Origin of the sequence: Bacillus sp. AFS088145 (assembly GCF_002564465.1) — a bacterium.
Taxonomy (GTDB): Bacteria; Bacillota; Bacilli; order Bacillales; family Bacillaceae_G; genus Gottfriedia.
Map to the genome: position 1 here is coordinate 111,034 of NZ_NUUX01000010.1, position 11,721 is coordinate 122,754.

The window sequence follows — 11,721 nt, forward strand, 5'->3', positions numbered from 1 at the left end:
AGGAGTTAGAAGATGATAAATGGAAAAGTGTATCTTGTTGGTGCTGGACCGGGAGACCCTAAGCTAATCACGGTTTACGGGATGGAGTGTATCCAACAGGCGGATGTGATTTTATATGACCGTTTAGTAAATGAGGAACTGCTCAAGTATGCAAAGGCGGAGGCAGAGTTGATATTTTGCGGAAAACTACCAGGGAAACATCAGATCATTCAAGATCACATTCACCAGTTGTTAATTGAAAAAGCCAGTCAGGGCAAAACTGTCACCAGATTAAAAGGAGGCGATCCTTGCATTTTCGGCCGTGTCGGTGAAGAAGCGGAAATTCTTGCAGAACATGGGATTCACTATGAAATAGTACCAGGGATTACAGCTGGTATTGCAGCGCCTGCTTATGCCGGAATTCCGGTTACCCACCGCGATTATGCTTCCACCTTCGCGATCGTCACAGGCCACGGCCGTGCGGAAAAGGGTGAGGATCAATTAAATTGGTCAGCTCTCGCTCAAGGAATCGATACAATTGCCTTTTATATGGGAATTGGGAATTTACCTTATATTGTTTCGAGATTAATAGAGAACGGAAAAAGCCCTGATACGAAAGCAGCCGTTATCCAATGGGGGACCACGGCCACGCAGAAAACGGTTACCGGAAGTTTAAAGGATATCGAAGTCCGGGTTCTAGAAGCCGGGATTACTCATCCTGCGATTGTTCTCGTGGGTGATGTGGTCGGTCTTCGCGAGAAATTACGCTGGTTTCAAGAAGCAGAAGAAAAACAATTAGTTGGAATAGGGAGGGTCTAAGATGTCGATTTTAGCGGAAATCAAAAGCCGAAGAGCAATCCGTGATTATGCGGCTCGAGAGGTAGAGGACGAAAAGATTCACACCTTATTAGAAGCAGCGACATGGGCACCGAATGACCGGATGCGTGAACCATGGAGCTTTTATGTGATTAAAGGCGAAGCAAAAAAACGCTATGAAGCGTTGGCCTATGAATATCTACAGGAACGCTTTCCAACCAAACCAAATTTAATCGAAAGCTCCTTAAAGGTACTAAAAACAACACCGGTCCATATTGTCGTTACCGCTGACATCGTTCCAGACGATGAAGAGGCATCTGCCGATAATGAATATGCCGTATGCTGTTCGATCCATTCGATGTGGCTTTCCGCCAAAGAATTGGGATTAGGTTTGGTTTGGCGGACAAGGGGAGTCGGACTTGTTCGTGACCAACGAATGTATGAGTTTATTGGCTCACCCAAAAACAAGAAAATCATCGGGAATTTGTTTATTGGTTATCCTGATTCAGAAGTATTAAAAAAGGCGAAAGTTCCGGCTCGGTCATCCTTTGAAGAAAAGACAGTCTGGTTGTAAAGAGGAGTGAAGTGTATGGAAGAGGTAACTGAAAACAAAGCAAAGCGCGGTCTTACACTAGTTTACACCGGTGATGGAAAAGGGAAGACGACGTCAGCCCTTGGGCTCGCAGTTCGTGCCGCGGGTCGGGGAAAACGGGTGCTTATGATTCAATTTATTAAATCGCCTGATCGAACGTACGGGGAAAAAATTACATTCGAAAAATTAGGGATTGAAATCGTGCAGACAGGAATCGGCTTTACGTGGACGAAAACACCAGATGAACATCGGGTAGCCCTAAAAACCGCGTGGTCTTTTACAAAAGAAAAGGTCCAGTTTGGCGGCTATGATGTTGTCATTTTAGATGAATTAAATAATGCGCTCGCAATTGATAAATTCCCGATTGACGATGTCCTTCCGTTTACAGAAGTTATTGAGTTGATTCAGCAGCGCCCTAAGGGGATGCATTTGGTGATTACCGGACGGTCAGCCAAAGAGGAAATCATCGCTTGTGCGGATTTAGTAACCGAAATGAAGCCCGTTAAGCATTATTATAACGAAGGAATTCCTGCCGTGAAGGGAATTGAGTTTTAATGGTCTATCTTGAAAAATTTGGACATGGTGGCGATTTACTGACGGCCCAACAATTGTTTGGTAAAGATGCATCGCAGCTGTTGGATTTCAGTGCGAATATCAATCCACTCGGTCCACCTGCTAGTGTAATTGAGTTGATAAAGGAGCAACTGGAGTCGATCGTCCATTATCCCGATCCCGCCCATCGTGTTCTTAAACAAAAGCTGGCGGAAAAACACTCCGTTTCACCAGAACAGATTTTGATAGGAAATGGAGCAGCAGAGTGTATCGCCCTTGCGATTTTAGGATTGCAGCCTGAAACAGTAGGGGTTGTATATCCTTGCTTCTCGGAATACGAAGAGCTTGCTAGAGCTTATGGTGCTACCGTCAATTCATTGGTCGGCAGAGCAGAAAATGATTTTAAGCCTGATCAATCGGAATTCCTTCAATTAATAGCGAAAACCGATCTTGTATTTGTTGGACATCCCAACAATCCCACTGGTGTAACATATTCAAAGGAAGAACTTGTCGAGATGGCAGAACAGGCAAAGAAGACAAATACATATTTGATTATAGACGAGGCATTTATTGATTTTCTTCCGATTGAAACACAAATCACGCTGCTTAAGGATTTACAACGTTGGAATAAAGTAATCCTAGTTCGCTCGATGACAAAGTTCTATGCGATCCCTGGTCTTCGGCTGGGGTATATGGTGGCCGATCCAACCCTAATAGTAAAGCTTCAGGCGAAACAAGTAACTTGGAGTGTCAACCAAATTGCACTTTTGGTTGGTGAAGCGGTCCTAAACGAAAAGGTATACGAGGGAGCAACGATTTCCCTAATTCAGGAGCAAAGAAGCTTTGTTAAACTAGCCATTGAAGAGAAGCTTGGGTGGAAGGTTTTTCCCGGTCAAGCCAATTTTCTGTTAGTTAGGATAACAGCTGGCATCACGGCGGCTGAATTACAGTGGCGCATGGGTCATAAAGGAATCTTAATACGCTCCTGTAACATGTATCCGGGGCTAACGGATCAGGATTTTCGGATTGCGATTCGAACCGAAGAAGAAAATCAATGCTTGATCCAAGCCTTAATTGAATTAAAAAAAGAGGTGAATCCATCATGACCTTAACCTATGTCACTGGAGGAATTCGCTCCGGGAAGAGTGAATTTGCGGAACGCTTGGCCTACAGTCATGCAGGTAGAGTCCTTTATGTTGCATTCGGAGTTCAAGCCGATCAAGAAATGGAGAAAAGAATTGATAGCCATAAGAAGCGGCGCCCAAGTGATTGGGACTTATTAGAAGAACCGAACGAACTAACTTCTGTTCAAACCGTCTATCAAGGCTACGATGTTATTTTAGTTGATTGTATTTCTTCGTGGCTGTCCAATCATTGTATGTGGTTAACAGATCAGGAACTCAAGGAAGAAAACAAGAAAACCAGTTTAATAGAGGAAGTGGAACTTTGGATTAAGGTGATACAAGAAAATCAGCAGCATGTGATTGTTGTTTCAAATGAGGTAGGTCTAGGTGGTGTCGCGTTATCGTCGTTGGGTCGTTTTTTTCAGGATGTTCTAGGAAAGATCAATCAATTATTGGCAGCCAATGCAGATGAAGCATACACCGTTTTTTCCGGTCTGCAACTAAGGCTAAAATGATGAAACTGGCTACCATTCAAGTAAACTATCTTTCAACCCATTTTTTTACCGGTACCACCACCTCCATTGGGAATACGATTGGCTGCCTTATTTATGGGTCCACATGTGAAGCAGTAAGGAATCAGGAGGTCTCAGAATTCGATGTTAGTTCATGCCATTAATATTGTTATTGCTTATTTTATTGATCGAATCATTGGTGACCCCCGAAAGCTGCTACATCCGGTGGTCATCATTGGGAAGTCTATTAGTCGTTTGGAAAAAGCGATTCGTTTTTTCACCGTAAAGGAAAGGTATTTGAAACTGGTAGGACTCTTATTTCCTATTTTGATTGCTGGCGGCAGTTATTTAATCGTTGCTTTGCTGCTTTGTGGCCTCAATCAGGTGAATCACGTTCTTGCTGTCATTGCGGAAATCTGGTTAATTTCAACGACCATCGCGACAAAAGGATTGGCTGATGCAGGGTTGGAAGTATTCCAACACTTGAAAAATCAGGACTTAAGGGCTGCACGAAAAAGTCTGGGAATGATTGTCGGAAGAGATACAGAAAACCTTGAGGAAAGTGAAATTTCGCGGGGGGCAGTGGAAACTGTAGCCGAAAACATTGTCGATGCCATTATATCACCGTTATGCTTTGCCCTTATCGGGGGTGCCCCGCTTGCAATGTTGTACCGAGCGGTTAATACGTTAGATTCGATGGTAGGATATAAGAATGAAAAATATCAAAACCTAGGCTGGGCCTCGGCCCGACTAGATGATCTATTAAACTATTTGCCTGCTCGGTTAACGTTTGGAATGATGCTGCTTGCTTGTTCGATTAAACGTCTCAATATACTAGGCGCTTGGAAAATGATGAAACGGGATGCTAAACTTCATCCGAGTCCAAATAGCGGTATCCCAGAAGCGACAATCGCAGGAGCGCTTCAGATACAACTTGGAGGAACGAATTATTATTTCGGTAAAGTCTCTGAACGGGCAAAGATGGGCGAACCATTACGGAAGATCAAAGCAGATGATATTTTACTTACAGTAACAGTTATGAAAACTACTTCCATTATCTGTGTCGTATTATTTATGGTACTTTCGATATTAGTGGAGCTGGGCATGAAGTAAGGGGATAGGAGCCTGAACAATGAAACTAGGAAGAGGAAGCTGCAATGGCACATTTGGAGAATTGGTCCAAGGTATCATGGAAGAGCGTCCGTTTTTAATTACTTTGCCTATCCGGAGTTTACGAAGTGAGGCTAGATTTTTTCCAGACACAGCCGTTTCCCGAATAAGGGTCGTAAATTCCAAAATGAAAGCGAAGAAAGCGGGTGAAACGTTACTCCAACTTTTTGGGATAAGAGGAGGTGGGTATCTCGAAATACTTTCCAATATCCCTGCCGGCAAGGGGATGGCTAGCAGTTCGGCGGATATTGTTGCTGCATTAAGAGCAATTGCTGACAGCTATAGTATTACTCTCACAAATGAAATGATCTCGATGATTGCCGCAAAAGTGGAACCTACCGATGGGGTAATGTATGAGGAAGTCGTGGTCTATGAATATATTCACGGTCAGTTAATTGCAAGCTTTGGGACCTTACCCCCATTCATCCTCGTTGGTATCGATCTTGGGGGTATGATCAACACAATAGAATTTAATGAAGTTCCGAAAGTGTACAGCCAGGACGATCAACAGCAATTTATTAAAGCATTTGATCTAGCTACAAAAGGGTTTAAGGAAAAAAATATAACTTATATTGGGGAGGCAGCAACCCTCAGTGCACGGGTGAATCAAAAAATATTGCCAAAACCTGTTTTTCCTCTATTAGATCAGTTGGCCAATCGCTATCATGGCGGAATCGTTGTCGCCCACAGTGGAACGGTCGCTGGTATTTTACTAGATGGAAATCTTCCAAACAGTGAATTGGTGGTTTCACACTTAATTAGGGAAATGTCACTCGCATACAAGGGTGTACCTATAAATTTATTTCATTATGAAAGCAAGGAATAGATAATGATTTGAAAAATTTACAAAGTTTGATTTCAAAAAGGGGGGGAACGTGTTTAGTCAAGAGGCTTGTATTAAAGGATCATTTTTAAGCTTGGGGTGGTAATTACAGACACCCTAGTTTGTCGACTATTTGCACGTCCTCAAAAATCCTCAATCTGTCAGTTAGGATTGATTTTTTATTTTGCAACTGTTTAAAATAGGAGGAATTTTTTAATGGAAACTGTATCATTGTTTTTACTTGTTTTTGTACTGGGGCTTCGGCATGGATTGGATGCTGATCATCTTGCCTTTATTGATGGACAAACTCGTTTTAATTGGAGAATGGGCAGTTCGTTTGCACGTTGGGTGGGGACATTATTTTCATTGGGTCACGGAGGAATGGTAGCATTAACAGCGGGTATTTTAGGAATGGTGATAGAGAATTTTTCATTCCCAGCTTATTTTGATAATATTGCATCATGGGTATCGATTTTTTCTTTATTCCTTATTGGAACGTTAAATACATATAATCTTTTACGAACTAGAAACAATCAAGAAGAGTTTCAACTTAGCGGACTAAAGGGAAAGTTTATTCCAAAAATTGCGAAGGGGACTACAAATCCTTTTCTTATTATTTTAGTAGGGGCTTTGTTTGCCTTGGCTGCCGAGACAGTAAGTCAAACCGCCGTTTGGTCTTTGGCGGCAGGAAATGTAAGTGAATATACCCCTTTATTTTTAGGGCTAGTTTTTATGTTTGGGATGATGATTACGGATACAATTGATTCGATGATTGTCTATAAAATGGTGAACCAGTCCAGCAAAATCGGTCAAGCTGCGTCAAGACTAATGGGTTGGGTGATTGTCGTCTTGGCATACGGGGTTTCCTTCTATCTTGCATTTACTTTTTTTAACCCTTGGGCAGAACTAGATTTCGAAATAGTGGGAGTCATTCTTTTCATTTTCTTAGTCGCATCATTTATCTTTATAACCGTTTATTCCAAAAAACACAAACACGAAATAAATACTACGAATTAATTAGATAAGCTCTGACTATTTTATAGTGTCAGAGCTCTTTTATAAAGGCTGACAAAACGATCGAATGGTATGAGTATTGTTTTAACGAATAAGAGCGCTAACTAAGTTTAATTGTTGTGTTAATTGTGATCGTTTCATTTACTAACTCCTTTAAATTCCTTAAGTTTACGATCCTCGAACTATCGGTCTGTGGTGTTCTGTACTCACAAGGAGTCTTTGTCCACTTAGAAAGAATGTACATTCCGCTTTACAATCTTTACTCATACTATTTAAGTTAGTCTATAAAAATAAAATGGTCTTATTTTATTTATTAACAAGTAAATATATTTTTAAATATTGACTTTATTCAATAAATCAAATGAGAAATTGAAATTAATAAATCGTTTGTTCCTAAAAAAAAATTGAGGTTTTTGCTTATTAACAATTCTTTTTATAAGTAGCTAAACTGTGAAAATAAAAAGAGGAATAATAAAGGCGGTTGAAAACGGATATAAGCCTCAAAAAAACTTAGAAGGTAGTTTAAACGCAGGTGGTAGAGATAAGTTGGAATTACCGATTTCCGAAATTGTAAGATTACGTCAAAAGACCTAACATTTGAAGAAATTGCAGCTATCTTAAAAGGATTTGGATATAACGTTTCAAAGGCAACTGTCAATAGAAGGTATAATGAACATATGAAAGAAATCTCCAATATTGAAAGCTAATGCAATTTATTGTAAGATGAGATACATTGAATAGAATATCAGACACTGACTAACGATTGCTATTTACTTTGCTTAGCCTGCTAAGTGCGGTGCTCTTTACACCTATTAAAACAGCTCGAAGTCAGACTTTCTCGAAAAGAATGAACAGGCAATTAATCGTCTGTTTTCAAAGTAATGGAACTAACAATGAATAGATAAGATACAAATAAAGGAGAGGTTATTAATGGTTACTAAAAAAACTTTAGATAGAATAAATGAATTATCAAAAAAAGCAAAAGAAGAAGGATTAAGTCCAGAAGAGAAAGTTGAACAAGATCAATTAAGGAAAGAATATTTAGCAGATTTCCGTTCTCGTATGATGGATGAATTAACTTCACTTAAAATTGTTGATGAAAAAGGGAATGATATTACACCTGCAAAGTTAAAATATGAAAAAGCAATGCGTAAAAAAAACTTACATTAAAAAGGTTTTAATAAGATAAAATTTCATATTTTGTTTAAAATAACAGAAAAAAGCAGAAGAATATTCTGCTTTTTTCTATTTCTTGGAAAGAATTTGTTAAAAATGTCAAAACTAAGTGTTAGTTATTGTAATAAATCATGGTAAATTATATGATAATATCTATGAATAAGCTAAAGGAGCGAAATTTATGTCTAATAATATTGAACAATTAGCAATTAATACGATTCGTACATTATCAATTGATGCAATCGAGAAATCCAATTCTGGTCACCCAGGAATGCCAATGGGCGCTGCACCGATGGCATATGCATTGTTTGCAAAATTTATGAATCATAACCCAAAAAATTCAAAATGGTTTAACAGAGACCGATTTGTGTTATCAGCAGGCCATGGTTCAATGTTACTATATAGCATGCTTCATTTATCAGGCTATGAAGTTTCGATTGAAGATATTAAAAACTTCCGTCAATGGGGAAGCAACACTCCAGGACATCCTGAATATGGACATACACATGGTGTTGAAGCTACAACAGGTCCATTAGGACAAGGTATTGCGATGGCTGTTGGGATGGCTTTAGCAGAGCGTCATTTAGCAGGTACATATAATAAAGAAGATTTAAATGTAGTTGACCACTTTACATACTCAATTTGTGGTGATGGAGATTTAATGGAAGGTGTTTCTGCAGAGGCAGCTTCATTAGCGGGGCATTTACAATTAGGACGCTTAGTAGTTCTTTATGATTCGAATGATATTTCATTAGATGGAGAATTAAATCGTTCATTCTCTGAAAGTGTAGAAGACCGCTTTAAAGCTTATGGATGGCAAGTAATCCGAGTAGAAGATGGTAATAACTTAGACGAAATTACTGCAGCGATCCAAAAAGCTCAAGAAGAATTATCAAAACCAACTTTAATCGAAGTGAAAACAACAATCGGTTACGGTTCTCCGAATAAATCTGGTAAATCAAAATCTCACGGTGAGCCATTAGGAAAAGAAGAAACGATTTTAACGAAACAAGCGTATGCTTGGGGTTATGAAAATGCATTCTACGTTCCAGAAGAAGTGTATGCACATTTTAATAAAGTAATCGTTGAAGCTGGTGCAAAGAAAGAAGCAGAATGGGATGCTACATTTGCAAAATACGAAGAAAAATATCCTGAATTAGCAGCTCAATTAAAGAATGCGATTGAAGGTAAAATTACTGTAGATTTAGAAACTGCATTACCTAAGTATGAAGTAGGTAAAAAAATTGCAACTCGTTCATCTTCAGGTGAAGCAATTAATGCTATTGCAAACGTATTACCTAGTTTCTTTGGTGGATCTGCTGACTTAGCTGGATCTAACAAAACGTATATGAATGGCAAAGGTGACTTTACGAGAGAAAGCTACGATGGCCGTAATATTTGGTTCGGTGTACGTGAATTTGCAATGGGTGCAGCATTAAATGGTATGGCGCTACATGGTGGCGTTCATGCGTTTGGCGCGACATTCTTTGTTTTCTCTGATTACTTAAAACCAGCAATTCGCTTAGCAGCTTTAATGAATTTACCTGTTACTTATGTATTTACACATGATAGTATCGCTGTTGGTGAAGACGGACCTACTCATGAACCAGTTGAGCAACTAGCAGCATTCAGATCAATGCCTAATCTAAATGTAATTCGTCCAGCAGACGGAAATGAAAGCTCAGCTGCATGGAAAGTGGCAGTAGAAGCTAAAGACGCTCCTACAATGTTAGTATTGTCTCGTCAAGATTTACCAACTTTAGAGGGAACTACTACTGATATTTATAATAAAGTTTCGAAAGGTGCATACATTATTTCTCCTGCTAAACAAGATAAAATTGATGTCGTATTAATTGCAGCAGGTAGTGAAGTACAATTAGCAGTTGGAGCACAAGAAAAACTAGCGGCAGAAGGAATTTCTGCATCGGTTGTTTCAATGCCTTCAATGGACTTATTTGAAAAGCAATCTGATGAATATAAACAATCAGTATTACCAAAAGAAGTTACGAAACGAGTAGCAGTAGAAATGGGCTCTTCATTCGGTTGGCATAAATATGTAGGATTCGATGGAGAAGTTATTTCAATTGATACATTTGGTGCATCTGCTCCAGGTAACTTATTAATGGAGAAATTCGGTTTTACTGTTGATCATGTCGTTTCAGTAGCAAAAAAAGTATTACAATAAAAGGTAAAGATGGGGAAAGTAGGGAAAGAATTTTAAATTCTTTTCCTATTTCCTAAACCTTTTTTCAATATAATACTTTATTAAAGATTTTTCGACAAAACTAGTTGATTTTCACTCCTTAAAAATGACAAATATTTTGAATGGAATTTTATATAATCTTCCTTACAGATAGTTGTTGGGAGTGGACAAGATATGAGGGAATATAAAATTTTTTTAATTCGAGAACCACTGTCTATAGAATTTTATGGGAAAGAGCATAAAATATATCAACTAGTATATGAGTATTATTACTCATCTATTGAACTAAGGAAAATTATTGAAAAACAATTAGAATATATAACAGAACCAATTCCATTATTCGAGCTACATACATTTATTCGAAAATTTGATTCTCAACAGATCTACTTTTATGAGGAAACTGGAGAGTATCTTCTCGAACTTGTTGATGGTGCAAAGGCTCAGCTAAAACTTTATCCTCACGAACTAATATTATATGCAGAAGGATCATTAGAGGCAGAAACAATATTCTTTGAGCTATTAAGAAAGTTTCGTTCAACATTCATTGCAATTGATGTGAAGGATCAGCGATTTGGCTGGCTAAGACCTATTGCCTATCAAAAGTATATTTAAACGATTAAATTACAGTTTGCTCTTGTATAAACTGGTTAGTTTTAGTAAAATTGTTTCTAGATGATTTTAAGGAGGAAGCAATAAAATGTGGGTATACTTTCTAGTCGGCATCTTAGCATTAATTGCAGGTGTAGCGATTGGATTTTTCATAGCTCGTCAATATACAATGAACTACCTAAAGAAAAATCCACCAATTAATGAACAAATGTTAAAAGTAATGATGGCTCAAATGGGACAAAAACCTTCACAAAAGAAAATTAATCAAATGATGAAGGCTATGAACAACCAAACAAAATAATAAATCCTTTTAAAATATAAGGCTTTATAGCTTGTTTTGAAATAAATATTGAACATATTCTTTCTGGAACCAGCTCTTTTAAGTGAATTCTTCACTAAGAATTTGTAATTATTTAAATCATGAATCATTATACTAATCTGAAACCACTTTTTCTGTTGGGATTAACCAATAGGAAAGTGGTTTTTATGTTTTTAGAGGGAATTTTAATGAATACCAAAAGAAGTTAACCCTAAATAATGGAAGAAAATAAAAAAAATTTAAGACATCGACTTTCGCGAAAAGTTGGTGTTTTTTATATCTTTTTCTTCATTTTGAATTTATAAGAATTCGGATTTTCTTACAAATTTTAATACAACACTACAATACAGTACAGTACTTGGTAAAGAAATGCGTATTCATTATTAAAAATTTATTTAATCATTTAGTACATTGGTAAATTATTTTAGAACAAATATTTTTATACTGAACATGCCGAAATCCACATACAGTTGACAAATTTTTAGAAATTTAATCGTTTAATTCGTCGATTCTTATCTATTTAACAAACAACACGAAGAAGAAAGTCGATAAAAAAATTTAAGGTAGTTCCAATATTTGTCAAAGCATTCATTATTAAAAGATTAGAATTGTTAACAAACTATTAAATAATTTATTGTGCTTCAGCATATTAGTGCATCTAGTAAACTATCAATGAAGTCTATTAATTAGTAAATTGTTGGGTTTACCTAAAAGATAGATTTCAAGAAGGAGGAGGAATTTGTCAGATTGTTTTCCGATTTATAATTTATGTTTTTAGGTTTAAAGGGGGGATATAAGTAGACTCTTGGCTTAATCAGGGGGTGACGATAAA

Annotated in this window: 12 protein-coding genes and 1 pseudogene; all 13 read left to right on the top strand. The window is 37.7% G+C overall.

Annotated elements, in window-relative coordinates; translation table 11 throughout:
- Window positions 1-12 precede the first annotated feature (12 nt).
- The 13 genes and pseudogenes from cobA (at window position 13) to COI44_RS07700 (ending at window position 10,871) form a co-directional block, all read left to right on the top strand.
- Window positions 13-798 (top strand): uroporphyrinogen-III C-methyltransferase, encoded by a 786-nt coding sequence (gene cobA / locus COI44_RS07645; protein ID WP_098427392.1) that lies wholly within the window; start codon window positions 13-15, stop codon window positions 796-798.
- 1 nt (window position 799) lies between these two features.
- Window positions 800-1,369, top strand: coding sequence for a nitroreductase family protein (locus tag COI44_RS07650; RefSeq protein ID WP_098427393.1), 570 nt, complete (start codon window positions 800-802; stop codon window positions 1,367-1,369).
- A 15-nt stretch (window positions 1,370-1,384) separates the two neighbouring features.
- Window positions 1,385-1,942, top strand: coding sequence for a cob(I)yrinic acid a,c-diamide adenosyltransferase (cobO, locus tag COI44_RS07655; protein WP_098427394.1), 558 nt, complete (start codon window positions 1,385-1,387; stop codon window positions 1,940-1,942).
- Window positions 1,942-3,045: a threonine-phosphate decarboxylase CobD gene (gene cobD / locus COI44_RS07660; RefSeq protein WP_098427395.1), complete on the top strand. Its 1,104-nt coding sequence runs from the start codon at window positions 1,942-1,944 to the stop codon at window positions 3,043-3,045. The genes cobO and cobD overlap by 1 nt, the downstream gene beginning before the upstream one ends.
- Window positions 3,042-3,578 carry a bifunctional adenosylcobinamide kinase/adenosylcobinamide-phosphate guanylyltransferase gene (gene cobU / locus COI44_RS07665; RefSeq protein WP_098427396.1) on the top strand — a complete coding sequence of 179 codons (537 nt, stop codon included), beginning with the start codon at window positions 3,042-3,044 and terminating at the stop codon, window positions 3,576-3,578. Before cobD ends, cobU begins: the two co-directional genes overlap by 4 nt.
- A 141-nt stretch (window positions 3,579-3,719) precedes the next feature.
- The gene (gene cbiB / locus COI44_RS07670; RefSeq protein WP_098427397.1) at window positions 3,720-4,688 is read left to right on the top strand and encodes an adenosylcobinamide-phosphate synthase CbiB; all 969 of its coding nucleotides are present in this window, start codon (window positions 3,720-3,722) and stop codon (window positions 4,686-4,688) included.
- A 19-nt stretch (window positions 4,689-4,707) separates the two neighbouring features.
- Window positions 4,708-5,571 (top strand): GHMP family kinase ATP-binding protein, encoded by an 864-nt coding sequence (locus COI44_RS07675; RefSeq protein ID WP_098427398.1) that lies wholly within the window; start codon window positions 4,708-4,710, stop codon window positions 5,569-5,571.
- 213 nt (window positions 5,572-5,784) lie between these two features.
- Entirely contained in the window at window positions 5,785-6,585 is an 801-nt protein-coding gene (locus COI44_RS07680) for a HoxN/HupN/NixA family nickel/cobalt transporter (RefSeq protein ID WP_098427399.1), read from the top strand.
- A 447-nt stretch (window positions 6,586-7,032) separates the two neighbouring features.
- A pseudogene (locus COI44_RS24530) lies at window positions 7,033-7,289 on the top strand (YneB family resolvase-like protein); the annotation flags it as partial.
- A 223-nt stretch (window positions 7,290-7,512) separates the two neighbouring features.
- Window positions 7,513-7,752: a DUF896 domain-containing protein gene (locus COI44_RS07685; protein WP_098427400.1), complete on the top strand. Its 240-nt coding sequence runs from the start codon at window positions 7,513-7,515 to the stop codon at window positions 7,750-7,752.
- Between the two features lie 187 nt (window positions 7,753-7,939).
- A complete protein-coding gene (gene tkt, locus COI44_RS07690; RefSeq protein WP_098427401.1) occupies window positions 7,940-9,943 on the top strand; it encodes a transketolase in 2,004 nt (667 codons plus the stop codon).
- A gap of 192 nt (window positions 9,944-10,135) precedes the next feature.
- Window positions 10,136-10,573 carry a sporulation inhibitor of replication protein SirA gene (gene sirA / locus COI44_RS07695; RefSeq protein ID WP_056476717.1) on the top strand — a complete coding sequence of 146 codons (438 nt, stop codon included), beginning with the start codon at window positions 10,136-10,138 and terminating at the stop codon, window positions 10,571-10,573.
- Between the two features lie 85 nt (window positions 10,574-10,658).
- The gene (locus tag COI44_RS07700; RefSeq protein WP_056476721.1) at window positions 10,659-10,871 is read left to right on the top strand and encodes a YneF family protein; all 213 of its coding nucleotides are present in this window, start codon (window positions 10,659-10,661) and stop codon (window positions 10,869-10,871) included.
- Window positions 10,872-11,721: the final 850 nt, after the last annotated feature.

What these genes read in the sequence shown, in the direction of transcription:
- cobA (WP_098427392.1), top strand. Translation starts at nt 13, where the DNA reads ATGATAAATGGAAAAGTGTATCTTGTTGGTGCTGGACCGGGAGACCCT.
- COI44_RS07650 (WP_098427393.1), top strand. Translation starts at nt 800, where the DNA reads ATGTCGATTTTAGCGGAAATCAAAAGCCGAAGAGCAATCCGTGATTAT.
- cobO (WP_098427394.1), top strand. Translation starts at nt 1,385, where the DNA reads ATGGAAGAGGTAACTGAAAACAAAGCAAAGCGCGGTCTTACACTAGTT.
- cobD (WP_098427395.1), top strand. Translation starts at nt 1,942, where the DNA reads ATGGTCTATCTTGAAAAATTTGGACATGGTGGCGATTTACTGACGGCC.
- cobU (WP_098427396.1), top strand. Translation starts at nt 3,042, where the DNA reads ATGACCTTAACCTATGTCACTGGAGGAATTCGCTCCGGGAAGAGTGAA.
- cbiB (WP_098427397.1), top strand. Translation starts at nt 3,720, where the DNA reads ATGTTAGTTCATGCCATTAATATTGTTATTGCTTATTTTATTGATCGA.
- COI44_RS07675 (WP_098427398.1), top strand. Translation starts at nt 4,708, where the DNA reads ATGAAACTAGGAAGAGGAAGCTGCAATGGCACATTTGGAGAATTGGTC.
- COI44_RS07680 (WP_098427399.1), top strand. Translation starts at nt 5,785, where the DNA reads ATGGAAACTGTATCATTGTTTTTACTTGTTTTTGTACTGGGGCTTCGG.
- COI44_RS07685 (WP_098427400.1), top strand. Translation starts at nt 7,513, where the DNA reads ATGGTTACTAAAAAAACTTTAGATAGAATAAATGAATTATCAAAAAAA.
- tkt (WP_098427401.1), top strand. Translation starts at nt 7,940, where the DNA reads ATGTCTAATAATATTGAACAATTAGCAATTAATACGATTCGTACATTA.
- sirA (WP_056476717.1), top strand. Translation starts at nt 10,136, where the DNA reads ATGAGGGAATATAAAATTTTTTTAATTCGAGAACCACTGTCTATAGAA.
- COI44_RS07700 (WP_056476721.1), top strand. Translation starts at nt 10,659, where the DNA reads ATGTGGGTATACTTTCTAGTCGGCATCTTAGCATTAATTGCAGGTGTA.